Consider the following 16,450-nt stretch of genomic DNA (forward strand, 5'->3'; position numbering starts at 1 on the left):
CAGGAAGTCGCTATGCAGCAGCCCAGGAACTTTGATGACATCAAATTTACCTCTATTCACCGCCGGATAATGCTGTGGGGAAGCGGTGGGCCATTTCTGGATGGTTATGTGCTGGTGATGATTGGCGTAGCGCTGGAACAGCTCACGCCAGCATTGAAACTGGACGCACAGTGGATTGGTCTGCTGGGCGCCGGCACGCTCGCCGGTCTGTTTGTGGGGACGTCGCTGTTTGGCTACATTTCCGATAAGGTCGGGCGGCGCAAAATGTTCATCATCGATATTATCGCCATTGGCGTGATATCGGCAGCAACCATGTTTGTTTCCTCGCCCGTTGAGCTGTTGGTGATGCGCGTGCTGATCGGCATTGTGATTGGTGCCGATTATCCGATTGCTACCTCGATGATTACCGAGTTCTCCAATACCCGCCAGCGCGCTTTCTCCATCGGTTTTATCGCCGCGATGTGGTATGTCGGCGCCACCTGTGCCGATCTGGTCGGTTACTGGCTTTATGATGTTGAGGGAGGATGGCGCTGGATGCTGGGCAGCGCGGTGATCCCCTGTATTTTGATCCTGATTGGGCGCTTCGATCTTCCTGAATCGCCGCGCTGGCTGCTGCGTAAAGGTCGGGTGAAAGAGTGTGAAGCGATGATGATCAAACTGTTCGGCGAACCGGTGGTGTTCGACGAAGAGGCGCCGCAGGAGACGCGTTTTCTCCAGCTGTTTAACCGCCGTCATTTCCCGTTTGTCCTGTTTGTTGCCGCTATCTGGACCTGTCAGGTGATCCCGATGTTCGCCATTTATACCTTTGGTCCGCAGATTGTTGGACTGTTGGGGCTTGGTGCCGGGAAAAGCGCCGCGTTGGGCAATGTGGTGATAAGCCTGTGCTTTATGCTGGGGTGCATTCCGCCCATGTTCTGGCTCAATAGCGCGGGTCGCCGACCGCTGTTGATTGGCAGTTTTATTATGATGACGCTGGCGCTGGCTGTACTGGGGTTAATTCCTGATATGGGGGCGTGGCTGGTGGTGCTGGCGTTTGCCGTGTACGCGTTTTTCTCGGGGGGACCGGGAAACCTGCAGTGGCTATACCCAAACGAACTGTTCCCTACCGACATTCGCGCGTCTGCCGTCGGGGTGATTATGTCCTTAAGCCGCATCGGTACTATTGTTTCAACCTGGGCGCTGCCGGTATTCATCACCAAATACGGTATCAGCAATGTCATGCTGATGGGCGCAGGAATTTCGCTGATTGGCCTGCTTGTGTCCATCGCTTTCGCCCCGGAAACGCGAGGTCTGACGCTGGCGCAAACCAGTCAAATGACGATTCGCAGTAAGCCCGTGACCAGGGCGGGCTATTAGGAGTGTTCTGTATTTTCCCTGCAACTCAGTCAGTTAGCCTACAGTTAACTGGGTATATCACTGAAAACAACTGAAAAGCAGGGAGAACACCATGCAAAAACATATCCTGATCACCTCAATTTTTACCGCAGCAGCACTGTTTACCGTGGCCGGTTGTTCCTCAAACCAGGCGGTTAAAACCACCGATGGCAAAACAATCGTCACTGACGGCAAACCGCAGGTTGATGATGATACTGGTCTGGTGTCGTACAAAAATGCTCAGACGGGTAAGACGGAACAGATTAACCGCGATCAGGTTAAGGATATGAGCGAACTGGACAACTAGTTCAGTTTTCTCCATTCAGCCACTCAATAATATTGACTGTTAGCCTGTGGATTAAGTGACTAAACTCACTGTTATTACAATAATGCAGTGACACAGGCTAATCATGATTCTCATCATTTATGCGCATCCCTATCCGCAACATTCGCATGCGAATAAGCGGATGCTTGAACAGGCAAGGACGCTGGAGGGCGTGGAGATACGCTCGCTCTACCAGCTTTACCCCGACTTCAATATCGATATTGCCGCTGAACAGGATGCGCTGGCGCGTGCTGATTTGATCATCTGGCAGCATCCGATGCAGTGGTACAGCACACCTCCATTGCTCAAGCTGTGGATGGATAAAGTCCTTTCGCACGGCTGGGCGTATGGCCATGGCGGTACTGCGCTGCACGGTAAACAACTGCTGTGGGCGGTGACGACCGGCGGCGGTGAAAACCACTTCGATATTGGCTCCCATCCCGGATTTGATGTGCTTTCTCAGCCTTTACAGGCAACAGCGCTCTATTGCGGCCTCAAATGGCTGCCGCCGTTTGCGATGCACTGTACGTTTATCTGTGATGATGAAACGCTGCAAGCGCAGGCGCGTCACTACAAACAGCGTCTGATGGAATGGCAGGAGGCACACCATGGATAGCCATACGCTGATACAGGCGCTGATTTATCTCGGATCGGCGGCGCTGATTGTACCCATCGCCGTACGGCTGGGATTAGGGTCGGTACTGGGGTATCTCATCGCCGGATGCATTATCGGACCCTGGGGTCTGAGGCTGGTGACGGACGCCGAATCCATCCTGCATTTTGCGGAGATCGGCGTGGTGCTGATGCTGTTTGTCATCGGCCTGGAGCTGGATCCGCAACGTTTGTGGAAATTGCGGGCATCGGTGTTCGGCGGCGGTGCGCTACAGATGGTGGTTTGCGGCGGCTTAATTGGTTTGTTCTGTATGTTCCTTGGCCTGCGCTGGCAGGTAGCGGAACTGATCGGCATGACGCTGGCGCTTTCCTCAACGGCTATCGCTATGCAGGCAATGAATGAACGCAACCTGATGGTTTCGCAAATGGGCCGCAGCGCGTTTGCCGTGCTGCTGTTCCAGGATATCGCCGCTATTCCATTGGTGGCGATGATCCCGTTACTGGCGGCGAGCGGCGCATCGACTACGCTTGGGGCGTTTGCATTGTCAGCCCTGAAGGTAGCGGGCGCACTGGTATTGGTGGTGGTATTGGGGCGTTATGTCACACGTCCGGCCTTGCGTTTTGTTGCGCGTTCGGGCCTGCGGGAAGTATTCAGTGCCGTTGCGCTGTTCCTCGTGTTTGGCTTCGGTCTGCTCCTGGAAGAGGTTGGCCTGTCGATGGCGATGGGGGCCTTCCTGGCCGGGGTGCTGCTGGCGAGCTCTGAGTATCGCCACGCGCTGGAAAGCGACATTGAGCCATTTAAAGGATTGCTGCTGGGACTGTTTTTCATTGGCGTGGGGATGTCTATCGACTTTGGTACGCTGATTGATAATCCTTTGCGCATTATCATTCTGCTGGTTGGTTTCTTGGTTATCAAAACCGTCATGCTGTGGTTGATAGCGAAACCGTTGCAGGTGCCGAACAAGCAGCGTCGCTGGTTTGCCGTATTGTTAGGGCAGGGCAGTGAGTTTGCCTTTGTGGTGTTTGGTGCGGCGCAAATGGCAAATGTGCTCGATCCTGACTGGGCGAAATCGCTGACGCTGGCGGTGGCGTTGTCGATGGCGGCTACGCCGATTTTGCTGGTGATTTTGACGCGTCTGGAAAAATCGGCGACTTCGGAAGAGCGGGAAGCCGATGAAATCGATGAGGAGCAACCGCGGGTGATCATCGCTGGATTTGGGCGATTTGGCCAGATAACCGGTCGTCTGTTGTTGTCGAGTGGGGTCAAAATGGTGGTTCTTGATCATGACCCGGACCATATCGAAACGCTGCGTAAATTCGGGATGAAGGTTTTCTATGGCGATGCGACCCGGATGGATCTGCTGGAATCTGCCGGGGCGGCGAAAGCTGAAGTCATTATTAATGCCATTGACGATCCGCAAACCAGCCTGCAGTTAACCGAAATGGTGAAAGAGCATTTCCCGCATCTGCAAATTATTGCTCGTGCGCGCGATGTGGATCATTACATCCGCCTGCGCCAGGCGGGCGTGGATATGCCGGAACGCGAAACCTTTGAAGGTGCACTGAAGACCGGACGTCTGGCGTTGGAGGGGCTCGGGCTTGGGCGCTATGAGGCACGTGAGCGGGCGGACGTATTCCGCCGATTCAATACCATGATGGTAGAGGAGATGGTGAAAGGGGAAAATGACGCGACTTCCCGCGCGGCCGTTTATAAACGCACCAGCGCAATGCTGAGTGAAATTATTGCGGAAGATCGTCAGCACTTATCGTTAATTCAACGCCATGGCTGGCAAGGCACGGATGAAGGTAAGCATACGGGCGACGTCGCCGATGAGCCGGAAGTGAAACCGTCAGCATAGGGTAAAAAATGTGATGTTCTGCAAACTTTACTGCTAATTGGCTGTTTTTGAACTACTGTAATGCTGGCGTACCACCTTAAATAGGTCGGTTCGCCAGCAGAACGGAAAATTTTCCTGTTCATCCTCTTTCTGCCAGTCGACGAAAGATTGCGCTTTCCGTATAGTGGCGACAATTTTTTTGTATCCGGGAAATATTCAATGATCAGTCTGATTGCGGCGTTAGCGGTAGATCGCGTCATCGGTATGGAGAACGCCATGCCGTGGAACCTCCCTGCCGATCTCGCCTGGTTTAAACGTAATACCTTAAACAAGCCGGTTGTCATGGGACGCCACACCTGGGAATCCATCGGGCGACCGTTACCTGGGCGTAAAAATATCGTCATCAGCAGCAAGCCTGGCACTGACGATCGTGTGCAGTGGGTGAAGTCTGTTGATGAAGCCATTGCGGCCTGCGGTGATGAACCAGAGATTATGGTGATTGGCGGTGGGCGCGTGTATGAGCAGTTCCTGCCAAAAGCGCAGAAGCTGTATCTGACGCACATTGATGCTGAAGTCGAAGGGGATACGCATTTCCCGGACTACGAACCGGATGACTGGGAGTCGGTGTTCAGTGAATTCCACGATGCCGACGCGCAAAACTCTCACAGCTACTGCTTCGAGATTCTGGAGCGTCGTTAATCCTGTAAGTGCCGGATGGCGGCGAAACGCCTTATCCGGCCTACTCTTGTGCCAGATGTAGGCCTGATAAGCATAGCGCCATCAGGCATAAATCTCTCAGGCGTTGACCGCTTCGCCAGGATCCAGATTCAGATGGCGATTTGATGGCTGCACAAAGTACTGTTTGTCTTCCCAGCGCAGACAGGTGAGATCGCCTCCCCAGCAACACCCCGTATCCAGCGCGTAAATACCTTCTGGTGTGCCTTTGCCTTCCAGCGATGCCCAGTGCCCGAATGCAATGCTGTACGCTTCACTGACAGGTCCAGGAATGGCAAACCATGGCTTCAGCGGGGCAGGTGCGTCTTCTGGTGACTCTTTGCTGTACATATCCAGTTGACCGTTGGGGAAGCAGTAACGCATGCGGGTAAAGGCGTTGGTAATAAAACGCAGGCGTGCCAGCCCGGTCAGTTCCGGGGTCCAGTTATTGGGCATGTCGCCGTACATTGCATCAAGGAAGAAGGGATATGAGTCGCTCGACAACACGGCTTCAACATCGCGAGCACAGTCTTTTGCCGTCTGCAGGTCCCACTGTGGGGTGATACCGGCATGCGCCATCACCAGCTTCTTCTCTTCGTCTACCTGCAACAGCGGTTGACGGCGGAGCCAGTTAAGTAATTCGTCGGCATCCGGTGCTTCGAGCAGCGATGTGACCCTGTCTTTAGGTTTATTACGACTGATACCAGCAAATACGGCCAGCAGGTGTAAATCGTGATTACCCAATACTAACCGCACGCTGTCGCCCAGTGATTTCACGTAGCGCAAAACGTCCAGCGAGCCCGGCCCACGAGCGACCAGATCGCCGGTGAGCCATAGGGTGTCTTTTTTGGAATTAAAGTCTACCTGATGCAGCAAGGCTACCAGTTCATCGTAACAACCGTGAACGTCGCCAATAAGGTATGTCGCCATAGTTATTGTTTTAATGAATGAGTGTTGGAACGGCGAGTCGGAATACGGGAATGTCGATGGTAAAGGCGATGCCTTGTTCATCGATCATTTCGTAGTGACCCTGCATGGTGCCCAGCGGTGTTTCAATCACCGCACCGCTGGTGTACTGGTACTCTTCGCCGGGTTCGATATGGGGCTGGACGCCAACCACGCCTTCACCCTGGACTTCTGTTTCGCGGCCATGACCATTAGTGATTAACCAATAACGCCCCAACAGCTGCACAGGCGCTCGCCCCAAATTGCGGATAGTTACGGTGTAAGCAAAAACGTAACGTTCATCATCAGGTGAGGATTGCGCCTCAATGTAGACGCTTTGTACCTGAATGCACACTCGGGGCGAATTGATCATGTTTAACTCTCCTTCGATGGCGCGTTTTCTGACAGATAGTTAGCCATCCGGCAGTATTGCGCGACAGAGATATTTTCCGCTCGCATCGCCGGATCAACGCCCAGCTCTGTCAGTACTTCAACGCTAAATAGGTTGCCGAGACTGTTACGTACCGTTTTACGGCGCTGATTAAACGCTTCGGTGGTAATACGGCTCAGCACACGAACATCTTTAACCGGGTACGGCATCGTCGCGTGAGGGACCAGACGCACAACAGCTGAATCAACTTTAGGCGCTGGCGTAAATGCGGAAGGCGGTACTTCAAGTACCGGGATCACATTGCAGTAATACTGCGCCATGACGCTTAATCGACCATACGCTTTACTGTTTGGCCCTGCAACCAGACGATTGACCACCTCTTTTTGCAACATGAAATGCATGTCGGCAATGGCATCAGTATAGGAAAAAAGATGGAACATGAGTGGCGTGGAGATGTTGTACGGCAGGTTGCCGAATACGCGCAGCGGCTGACCCATCGTTTGTGCCAGTTCGCCGAAGTTCATGGTCATGGCATCTTGCTGATAAATCGTCAGCTTAGGCCCTAAAAACGGGTGTGTCTGTAAGCGTGCTGCCAGATCGCGGTCCAGTTCAATGACCGTGAGCTTGTCCAGACGTTCGCCTACTGGTTCGGTCAATGCCGCCAGGCCTGGGCCGATTTCGACCATAGCCTGACCTTTCTGCGGGTTGATAGCAGAGACAATACTTTCGATCACAAACTGATCGTTGAGGAAGTTCTGCCCGAAACGTTTACGGGCTAAATGGCCCTGATGGACTCGATTATTCATTAGTATTAACAATCATTTTGATGGCGAGATTAAGCGCCGTAATAAAACTGCCGACATCTGCTTGTCCATGGCCCGCGAGTTCTAGTGCGGTGCCGTGATCGACGGATGTGCGAATAAAGGGCAGGCCCAGCGTGATATTCACACCGCGACCAAATCCCTGGTATTTTAGCACGGGGAGACCCTGATCGTGGTACATTGCCAGCACGGCATCCGCGTGGTCGAGATATTTGGGCTGAAAAAGCGTATCTGCGGGCAGCGGGCCGTTTAATTTCATCCCCTGCGCACGCAGTTCATCGAGTACCGGAATGAGGGTGTCTATCTCTTCCGTTCCCATATGACCGCCTTCACCAGCATGCGGATTAAGACCGCACACCAGAATATGTGGATCGGCAATGCCGAACTTGGTGCGTAAATCATGATGCAAAATGCCGATCACTTCCTGGAGCAGGGCGGGCGTGATGGCGTCGGCAACGGCTCTGAGCGGCAAATGCGTGGTTGCCAGGGCAACGCGCAGCTCTTCGGTCGCCAGCATCATAACAACTTTCTTTGCCTGTGAGCGCTCTTCAAAAAACTCGGTATGCCCGGTAAACGGAACGCCTGCGTCATTGATTACGCCCTTGTGAACCGGACCGGTGATCAGCGCCGCAAACTCACCTTGCAGACAACCATCGCAGGCGCGAGCCAGCGTATCCACTACATATTGCCCGTTTTCTACCGCCAACTGACCCGCGACAGCAGGTGCCCGCAGCGCAACCGGTAACAGCGTCAATGTGCCTGCTGATTGCGGTCTGGCTGGGGTATCTGGAGAGTAGGGGAGGAGTGAAAGCGGTAAACCGAGCATTGCTGCCCGGTCACGGAGAAGTCCTGCATCTGCACAGACAACGAGTTCTACAGGCCAATCGCGCTGGGCGAGCTGAACCACCAGGTCCGGGCCAATCCCGGCGGGTTCGCCGGGAGTGATAACAACGCGTTGAGTACGAGCCATTAGTTGCTCAGAACTTTAACGTAAGCGCTGGCGCGCTGTTCCTGCATCCAGGTTGCTGCTTCTTCCGAGAATTTACGGTTCATCAGCATGCGGTAAGCTCTGTCTTTCTGCGCCGCGTCAGTTTTATCAACGTTCCGCGTGTCCAGCAGTTCGATCAGATGCCAACCGAAAGAGGAGTGCACCGGGGCGCTCATCTGGCCTTTATGAAGTTTGGTCAGCGCATCGCGGAAAGCTGGGTCGAAAATATCCGCTGCAGCCCAACCCAGATCGCCGCCCTGGTTGGCAGAGCCTGGATCCTGAGAAAACTCTTTAGCGGCTGCCGCGAAGGTCGTTTTACCGCTCTTAATATCTGCCGCGATTTGTTCCAGCTTCAGACGCGCCTGCTGATCGGTCATGATCGGCGACGGCTTAAGCAGAATATGGCGGGCGTGAACTTCAGTCACGGAGATGCTCTGGCTTTGGCCACGCATATCATTGACTTTCAGGATGTGGAAGCCGACACCTGAACGAATTGGGCCGATGATATCGCCTTTTTTCGCAGTGCTTAACGCCTGGGCGAAGATACCCGGCAGCTCCTGAATACGTCCCCAACCCATCTGGCCGCCTTTCAGCGCCTGCTGGTCAGCGGAATAAGTAATAGCCAGTTTGCCAAAATCACTACCGTTACGCGCTTCATCAACAACAGAGCGCGCCTGGCTTTCAGCCGCGTTAACCTGGTCGGAAGTTGGGTTTTCCGGTAATGGGATCAGAATGTGGCTCAGGTTCAGTTCGGTGCTGGCATCGTTTTGGTTGCCTACCTGTTGCGCCAGGGCATCCACTTCCTGAGGCAGGATGGTGACGCGACGGCGAACTTCGTTGTTACGCACTTCAGAGATGGTCATCTCTTTGCGGATCTGGCTACGATAGGTCGAATAGCTTAAACCATCCTGTGCCAAACGACTGCGCATCTGATCCAGCGTCATGTTGTTCTGCTTGGCGATGTTGGCAATAGCCTGATCCAACTGCTCGTCAGAGATTTTAACACCCATCTTCTGACCCATTTGCAGGAGGATTTGATCCATGATCAAACGTTCCAGGATCTGATGACGCAGCGTGGCGTCGTCCGGTAACTGCTGACCAGCCTGACCCGCATTAAGTTTTACTGACTGCATTAAGCCATCGACGTCGCTTTCGAGAACGACGCCGTTATTGACGACGGCTGCGACTTTATCGACTACCTGTGGGGCAGCGAAACTGGTATTCGCGATCATGGCGATACCGAGAAGCAGCGTTTTCCAGTTCTTCATACTTTTTCCATTTCAATTAACCGCGATGCGGATTACGTTGTAAATCAATCAGATCATAAAGAGCTTTGATACGGCAAAATGTTTGAACGCAACATTTGGTTGGTGCCGAGACCGTAGTTGGAGCTCAGGCCGCGCAGTTCGATATTAAAGCCGATCGTGTTGTCATAAATCGCGTGTTTCTGGGTGTTATCCCAGCCGTTCAGCTTACGTTCGTAACCGAAGCGAATGGCGTAACAGCAGGAGTTGTACTGCAGCCCCAGCATTGAATCTGCTTCTTTGTTCACGTTGGTATCGAAGTAGTAAGCGCCAACAATCGACCAACGGTCGGCGATTGGGAAGCTTGCCACTGCGCCCACCTGTGAGATCCCGTTTTTATACTGCTCTGCCGTAGAGTAGTAAGACGGCAGAGTAGCCTGGATATACTCCGAGCTGGCATAACGGTAGTTCAACTGCAGCATACGGTTTTCGTCGCGGCGGTATTCGATACTGCTGCTACTGGTTGCAACACTGTCCAGACGCGTGTCGTACTGGATCCCACTGCGTAAACCCCAGCGATCGGAGATGCGCCAGTAGGTGTCACCCGCCCATACCAGTGAGCCCGTTTTGTCGTCATTCTCCCATTTAATGTTGTCATCGCCGGTGCGAGACTCGGTGAAATAGTAGATTTGACCCACGGATATATTAAAACGTTCAACGGCTGCGTCATCATAAACGCGAGATGTGACCCCAGTCGTGACCTGGTTGGCGGAGGCAATGCGGTCCAGACCGCCATAGGTACGGTCACGGAACAGGCCGCTATAGTCAGATTGCAGCAGGGACGAGTCATAGTTATAGATATGACTTTGGTCGCGATACGGTACGTACAGGTACTGCGCGCGCGGCTCAAGCGTCTGGGTATAACCCGGCGCCAGCATTTGCATGTCACGCTCAAACACCATCTTGCCGTCAACTTTAAACTGCGGCATGACGCGGTTAGCTGAATCATCGAGCTTGGTGTTCTGCGGGTTGCTGTTGTACCAATCCAGATTAGTCTGCTGATAGTGCGTTGCCAGCAGTTTTGCTTCGGTATTGATGCTTCCCCAGTTGTTCGACAATGGCAGATTGATGGTCGGTTCAAGGTGAACGCGCGTCGCTTCCGGCATGTTGTCGTTGGTGTTAACGAAGTGCACCGCCTGACCATAAATACGGGTATCAAACGGACCAACGTCATTCTGGTAGTAGTTGACGTCTAACTGCGGCTGCGCAGAGTAGCTGTTACTGTTTTGCGCGTCGAAGACCTGGAACTGCTTGGTCGAAACTGTGGCATCAAAGTTCTGTACCGCGTAGCCGACGCTGAATTTTTGCGTGGCGTAGCCGTCGGTACTGGAACCGTATTTGTTATCGAAATCATTAAAGTAGCTGGTGTCGCTGACCTTGGTATAGTCAACGTTGAAACGCCACACCTGGTCCATCACCCCAGAGTGTTGCCAGTAAAACAGCCAGCGACGTGAATTGTCATCTTTCGGATGCTCATCCTCGTACACTTTATCGGAGTTCAGATAGTCGAACTCCATCAGGCCCGCACCTGCTTGCGTCAGGTAGCGGAATTCGTTCTCCCACATGATCCCGCCACGACGGTGCATATAATGTGGCGTGATGGTGGCGTCCATGTTGGGCGCAATGTTCCAGTAATATGGCAGGTAGAACTCAAAATAGTTATTAGTGGAATATTTTGCGTTCGGGATCAGGAAACCGGAACGGCGCTTATCGCCGACGGGTAACTGTAAATAAGGACTGTAAAAGACTGGAACCGGACCCAGTTTAAAACGGGCGTTCCAGATCTCTGCGACCTGTTCTTCACGGTCGTGGATCACTTCGCTACCGACAACGCTCCAGGTATCGGAACCTGGCAGACAGGAGGTAAAGCTACCGTTTTCCAGAATGGTATAACGGTTTTCGCCACGCTGTTTCATCAGATCGGCTTTCCCGCGTCCCTGACGGCCCACCATCTGGTAATCACCTTCCCAGATGTTGGTATCTTTGGTATTCAGATTCGACCAACCCTTCGGCCCCTTCAGAATAACCTGATTGTCATCATAATGGACATTGCCCAGCGCATCGACGGTACGTATTGGCTCCGGCTGGCCTTCAGCCTGCTTCTGATGAAGCTGTACTTCGTCGGCCTGCAGGCGGCTGTTACCCTGTGCGATGTCCACGTTGCCGGTAAACACCGCGTCATCGGGATAATTCCCTTTAGCGTTGTCGGCATTGATGGTGACGGGTAATTCATTAGTCTCGCCCTGTACCAGAGGACGGTCATAGCTCGGCACGCCCAGCATACACTGTGAGGCGAGATCGGCTGCCAGGCCCTGATGGCTATAGAGGGCACTGGCAATCATGGTAGCCAGAAGAGTGGGAATACGTTTTTTCATACGTTGTATTTATTGTTCCATCATCAGTAGCGTCGCGCGTGACAAACGGTCACAGCCTAACTTATCTCATCTTCACTGCGCTAGTGTTAATCCTGCCCATTTAGGCATCCGTGGTGTTAGGCACGGCATTGAATGACAGGTATGATAATGCAAATTATAGGCGATGTCCCACAATTGACCGCAGCCGTAAATCGGTAAAAGCACCTTATATTGTGGGACATAGCCTGGCTGAGAGCATAAAGATTTGGGGAGTCTATGCAGTATTGGGGAAAGATAATTGGTGTAGCCGTGGCCTTAATGATGGGTGGCGGCTTCTGGGGTGTGGTTCTGGGGCTGTTAGTTGGCCACATGTTCGACAAAGCCCGCATGCGCAAAATGGCGTGGTTTGCCAACCAACGTGAACGCCAGGCGCTGTTTTTTGCCACCACTTTTGAGGTGATGGGACATCTGACCAAATCCAAAGGTCGCGTCACGGAAGCCGATATTCATATCGCCAGCCAGTTGATGGATCGGATGAATTTGCACGGTGATTCGCGAACGGCTGCACAACACGCCTTCCGGGTAGGAAAATCGGATAATTATCCATTACGTGAAAAGATGCGTCAGTTTCGCAGCGTCTGTTTCGGTCGATTCGATCTGATCCGCATGTTTTTGGAAATTCAAATCCAGGCGGCATTTGCCGATGGGTCGTTACATCCTAACGAACGTGAAGTGCTGTATGTGATTGCTGAAGAGTTGGGGATCTCACGTACCCAATTTGATCAGTTCCTGCGCATGATGCAGGGCGGCGCACAGTTTGGCGGCGGTTATCAACAGCAGTCTGGCGGCGGTGGCTGGCAGCAGGCGCAACGCGGCCCGACGCTGGAAGACGCCTGTAATGTGCTGGGTGTGAAAACGACCGATGATGCGACTACCATAAAGCGCGCTTACCGTAAGCTGATGAGCGAGCACCATCCGGACAAACTGGTCGCGAAAGGTCTGCCGCCAGAGATGATGGAAATGGCGAAGCAAAAAGCACAGGAAATCCAGAAGGCTTACGAGTTAATCAAAGAACAAAAAGGCTTTAAATAATAATTATGCCGGATGCGGCTAGCGCTTTATCCGGCCTACGGTAATGAATGTAGGCCGGGCAAGCGAAGCGCCCCCGGCATAAATTGGCTCAGAATTTAAAAATCCGCCGGGACTTTAAACGTCATACTGTTGCCGTATTCGGGATGCGTGATGGTTAGCATCTCGGCGTGCAGCAGCAGGCGGGGTGCCAACGCCAGCGCTTCAGGCGGAGCATAGAAGCGATCGCCGAGGATTGGATGCCCTAACGCCAGCATATGCACACGCAGCTGGTGGGAGCGTCCGGTAATCGGTTTAAGCACGACCCGGGCGGTGTTATCCGCCGCGAATTCCACCACCTCATACTCTGTCTGCGCTGATTTCCCGGTCTCATAACACACTTTTTGTTTTGGCCTGTTCGGCCAGTCGCAAATCAGCGGTAAATCAACCAGACCCTCGGCCGGAGCGGGATGCCCCCAGACGCGTGCAACATACTGTTTTTTCGGTTCGCGCTCGCGAAACTGGCGTTTTAGCTCGCGCTCTGCCGCTTTGGTTAGCGCGACTACAATCACGCCGCTGGTGGCCATATCCAGACGATGGACGGATTCAGCCTGCGGATAATCGCGCTGGATACGCGTCATCACGCTGTCTTTGTGCTCATCCAGACGACCCGGCACAGACAACAAACCGCTCGGCTTGTTGACCACCATAATGTGCTCATCCTGATACAGGATGACCAACCAGGGTTCCTGCGGCGGATTGTAGTTTTCCATCCCCATGTATGGCTCCGTTACTGATGCGTCACGACGATCAGGCGCAGGGCATCCAGACGCCAGCCCGCCTGATCCAGGCTTTCCATCACCTGCTGACGGTTGCTTTCAATTGCGCTGAGTTCGTCATCACGGATGTTCGGGTTAACGGCACGCAGCGCTTCCAGACGGGAGAGTTCCGCAGTCAGTTTTTCGTCCGCTTCTTTACGCGCCGCGTCGATCAGCGCGCGGGCTGATTTTTCCACCTGCGCTTCACCGAGTTGCAGAATAGCATGAACGTCTTGCTGCACGGCGTTGACCAGTTTACTGCCGGTGTGGCGGTTAACGGCGCTGAGCTGACGGTTAAAGGTTTCGAACTCAACCTGTGCAGCGAGGTTATTGCCGTTTTTATCCAGCAGCATACGTACCGGCGTTGGCGGCAGGAAGCGGTTCAGCTGCAGCTGTTTCGGCGCTTGCGCTTCAACCACATACACCAGCTCAACCAACAGCGTTCCGACCGGCAATGCTTTGTTTTTCAACAATGAAATGGTGCTGCTGCCGGTGTCGCCAGAGAGGATCAGATCCAGACCATTACGGATTAACGGATGCTCCCAGGTAATAAACTGTGCGTCTTCACGCGACAGAGCGACATCGCGCTCGAACGTAATGGTGCAGCCATCTTCCGGCAATCCCGGGAAATCTGGCACCAGCATATGATCGGACGGCGTCAGCACGATCAAATTGTCACCACGGTCATCCTGATTAATACCAACGATATCAAACAGATTCATGGCGAAGGCGATCAGGCTGGTATCATCGTCCTGTTCTTCAATACTCTCAGCCAGCGCCAGCGCTTTTTCACCGCCGTTAGAGTGGATCTCCAGCAGACGATCGCGACCTTGTTCCAGCTGTGCTTTCAGCGCGTCATGTTGTTCGCGACAGGTTTTGATCAGATCGTCAAAGCCATCGGTATTTTCTGGTTCAGCCAGGTAGCCGATCAGATTGTTATAGACCGTGTCGTAGATGGTACGGCCGGTCGGGCAGGTGTGTTCGAACGCATCCAGACCTTCGTGGTACCAGCGCACCAGCACGGATTGCGCGGTTTTTTCCAGGTACGGAACGTGGATCTGAATATCATGTGCCTGACCAATACGGTCCAGACGGCCAATACGCTGTTCCAGTAGATCCGGATTGAACGGCAGGTCAAACATCACCAGATTGCTGGCGAACTGGAAGTTACGCCCTTCGGAGCCGATTTCAGAACACAGCATTACCTGAGCGCCGCTATCTTCTTCGCTAAACCAGGCTGCGGCGCGGTCACGCTCAATGATCGACATCCCTTCATGGAACACGGCAGCGCGGATACCTTCGCGCTCGCGCAGAACCTGCTCCAGTTGAAGCGCGGTGGTGGCTTTTGCACAGATAACTAATACTTTTTGCGAGCGGTGGCTGGTCAGATAGCCCATTAGCCATTCCACGCGCGGGTCAAAGTTCCACCAGGTGCCGGTATCGCCTTCGAATTCCTGATAAATCTGTTCCGGGTAGAGCATATCGCGCGCCCGGTCTTCCGCGCTTTTACGCGCACCCATAATGCCGGAGACTTTAATCGCCGTCTGGTATTGGGTCGGCAGCGGCAGCTTGATGGTGTGCAGCTCGCGTTTTGGGAAGCCTTTAACACCATTACGGGTGTTACGGAACAGCACGCGGCTGGTGCCATGGCGGTCCATCAGCATCGAAACCAGCTCCTGACGCGCGCTCTGGGCATCTTCGCTGTCGCTGTTTGCCGCCTGCAATAGCGGTTCAATGTCCTGCTCGCCAATCATGTCGCCTAACATGTTCAGCTCACTATTACTCAGCTTGTTGCCTGCCAGTAACATAGCGACGGCGTCGGCGACCGGACGATAATTTTTTTGCTCTTCAACAAACTGGGCGAAATCGTGGAAACGGCTGGGGTCCAGCAGGCGCAGACGAGCAAAGTGACTTTCCATACCCAGCTGCTCCGGTGTAGCGGTTAGCAGCAGGATGCCCGGCACACGTTCTGCCAGTTGTTCAATGGCCATATATTCGCGGCTGGGCGCGTCTTCGCTCCACACCAGGTGATGCGCTTCATCGACGATCAGCAGATCCCATTCGGCGTCACACAGATGCTCCAGGCGCTGTTTACTGCGACGGGCAAAGTCCAGCGAGCAGATGACCAGTTGTTCGGTTTCAAACGGGTTGTAGGCGTCGTGCTGCGCTTCTGCATAACGCTCATCATCAAACAGTGCAAAACGCAGGTTGAAGCGACGCAGCATTTCGACCAGCCACTGGTGCTGTAATGTCTCCGGCACGATGATCAGCACGCGCTCTGCGGCGCCTGACAGCAGCTGTTGATGCAGGATCATCCCGGCTTCAATGGTTTTACCTAAACCCACTTCGTCTGCCAGTAAAACGCGAGGGGCATGACGACGGCCAACATCATGGGCAATGTTCAGCTGGTGAGGAATCAGGCTGGTACGTTGACCACGCAAACCACTCCACGGCATACGGTATTGTTCGCTCTGAAATTTACGCGCGCGATAGCGCAGAGCAAAGCGATCCATGCGGTCAATCTGGCCGGCAAACAGGCGATCTTGTGGTTTGCTGAATACCAGTTTGCTGTCGAGTAGTACTTCACGCAGCATGACACCGGTTTCTTCGGTATCCAGGCGGGTTCCGATATAGGCAAGCAGGCCGTTTTCTTCTTTTACTTCATCGACATGCAGTTGCCAGCCTTCATGGCTTGTTATCGTATCGCCAGGATTGAACATCACGCGGGTCACGGGGGAATCACTGCGCGCATACAGACGGTTTTCGCCCGTCGATGAGAAAAGTAATGTGACGGTTCGCGCATCCATGGCGACAACGGTACCAAGTCCCAATTCGCTTTCTGTATCGCTGATCCAGCGTTGACCAAGTGTAAAAGGCATATATGTTCGGCTCTATATC

At 53.5% G+C, this 16,450-nt stretch carries 14 protein-coding genes; 6 read left to right on the plus strand and 8 right to left on the minus strand.

From position 1 onward, the window contains the following. Nucleotides 1-12: 12 nt before the first annotated feature. From E6P06_RS07690 to folA, 5 genes are all read left to right on the plus strand, one after another. Nucleotides 13-1,356, plus strand: coding sequence for an MFS transporter (locus E6P06_RS07690; protein WP_003845694.1), 1,344 nt, complete (start codon nucleotides 13-15; stop codon nucleotides 1,354-1,356). 91 nt (nucleotides 1,357-1,447) lie between these two features. Then, nucleotides 1,448-1,681: a YgdI/YgdR family lipoprotein gene (locus tag E6P06_RS07695; protein ID WP_003018880.1), complete on the plus strand. Its 234-nt coding sequence runs from the start codon at nucleotides 1,448-1,450 to the stop codon at nucleotides 1,679-1,681. A gap of 103 nt (nucleotides 1,682-1,784) precedes the next feature. Next, a complete protein-coding gene (kefF, locus tag E6P06_RS07700) occupies nucleotides 1,785-2,315 on the plus strand; it encodes a glutathione-regulated potassium-efflux system oxidoreductase KefF (RefSeq protein WP_003018878.1) in 531 nt (176 codons plus the stop codon). Next, entirely contained in the window at nucleotides 2,308-4,170 is a 1,863-nt protein-coding gene (kefC, locus tag E6P06_RS07705) for a glutathione-regulated potassium-efflux system protein KefC (RefSeq protein ID WP_003018875.1), read from the plus strand. The genes kefF and kefC overlap by 8 nt, the downstream gene beginning before the upstream one ends. A 198-nt stretch (nucleotides 4,171-4,368) precedes the next feature. Further along, nucleotides 4,369-4,848: a type 3 dihydrofolate reductase gene (gene folA, locus E6P06_RS07710; RefSeq protein ID WP_003018873.1), complete on the plus strand. Its 480-nt coding sequence runs from the start codon at nucleotides 4,369-4,371 to the stop codon at nucleotides 4,846-4,848. A gap of 96 nt (nucleotides 4,849-4,944) precedes the next feature. Here the strand turns inward: folA and apaH are convergent, their stop codons facing one another. Genes apaH through lptD form a run of 6 tightly spaced genes read right to left on the minus strand, consistent with a single transcriptional unit; the run spans nucleotide 4,945 to nucleotide 11,687 of the window. After that, nucleotides 4,945-5,793: a bis(5'-nucleosyl)-tetraphosphatase (symmetrical) ApaH gene (gene apaH / locus E6P06_RS07715; protein WP_003018869.1), complete on the minus strand. Its 849-nt coding sequence runs from the start codon at nucleotides 5,791-5,793 to the stop codon at nucleotides 4,945-4,947. A gap of 10 nt (nucleotides 5,794-5,803) precedes the next feature. After that, on the minus strand, nucleotides 5,804-6,181 hold the full coding sequence (apaG, locus tag E6P06_RS07720; protein ID WP_003018867.1) for a Co2+/Mg2+ efflux protein ApaG: 378 nt from the start codon (nucleotides 6,179-6,181) through the stop codon (nucleotides 5,804-5,806). Between the two features lie 2 nt (nucleotides 6,182-6,183). Further along, on the minus strand, nucleotides 6,184-7,005 hold the full coding sequence (rsmA, locus tag E6P06_RS07725; RefSeq protein ID WP_003018865.1) for a 16S rRNA (adenine(1518)-N(6)/adenine(1519)-N(6))-dimethyltransferase RsmA: 822 nt from the start codon (nucleotides 7,003-7,005) through the stop codon (nucleotides 6,184-6,186). Next, entirely contained in the window at nucleotides 6,998-7,990 is a 993-nt protein-coding gene (gene pdxA, locus E6P06_RS07730; protein WP_044712955.1) for a 4-hydroxythreonine-4-phosphate dehydrogenase PdxA, read from the minus strand. The genes rsmA and pdxA overlap by 8 nt, the downstream gene beginning before the upstream one ends. Further along, nucleotides 7,990-9,276: a peptidylprolyl isomerase SurA gene (gene surA, locus E6P06_RS07735; protein ID WP_003018860.1), complete on the minus strand. Its 1,287-nt coding sequence runs from the start codon at nucleotides 9,274-9,276 to the stop codon at nucleotides 7,990-7,992. Before surA ends, pdxA begins: the two co-directional genes overlap by 1 nt. A 53-nt stretch (nucleotides 9,277-9,329) precedes the next feature. Beyond that, nucleotides 9,330-11,687, minus strand: a complete 2,358-nt coding sequence (lptD, locus tag E6P06_RS07740; RefSeq protein WP_016149536.1) for an LPS assembly protein LptD — start codon at nucleotides 11,685-11,687, stop codon at nucleotides 9,330-9,332. A gap of 255 nt (nucleotides 11,688-11,942) precedes the next feature. Between lptD and djlA the strand changes: the two genes are divergently transcribed. After that, nucleotides 11,943-12,758 carry a co-chaperone DjlA gene (gene djlA / locus E6P06_RS07745; protein WP_003845702.1) on the plus strand — a complete coding sequence of 272 codons (816 nt, stop codon included), beginning with the start codon at nucleotides 11,943-11,945 and terminating at the stop codon, nucleotides 12,756-12,758. Between the two features lie 95 nt (nucleotides 12,759-12,853). Here the strand turns inward: djlA and rluA are convergent, their stop codons facing one another. Both rluA and rapA read right to left on the minus strand, forming a co-directional pair. Continuing rightward, nucleotides 12,854-13,513 carry a bifunctional tRNA pseudouridine(32) synthase/23S rRNA pseudouridine(746) synthase RluA gene (gene rluA, locus E6P06_RS07750; RefSeq protein WP_003018849.1) on the minus strand — a complete coding sequence of 220 codons (660 nt, stop codon included), beginning with the start codon at nucleotides 13,511-13,513 and terminating at the stop codon, nucleotides 12,854-12,856. Nucleotides 13,514-13,524: 11 nt separating this feature from the next. Continuing rightward, the gene (gene rapA, locus E6P06_RS07755) at nucleotides 13,525-16,431 is read right to left on the minus strand and encodes an RNA polymerase-associated protein RapA (RefSeq protein ID WP_003837386.1); all 2,907 of its coding nucleotides are present in this window, start codon (nucleotides 16,429-16,431) and stop codon (nucleotides 13,525-13,527) included. Nucleotides 16,432-16,450 lie beyond the last annotated feature (19 nt).

It is taken from the genome of Citrobacter sp. CF971, from assembly GCF_006385635.1.
GTDB lineage: Bacteria > Pseudomonadota > Gammaproteobacteria > Enterobacterales > Enterobacteriaceae > Citrobacter > Citrobacter freundii.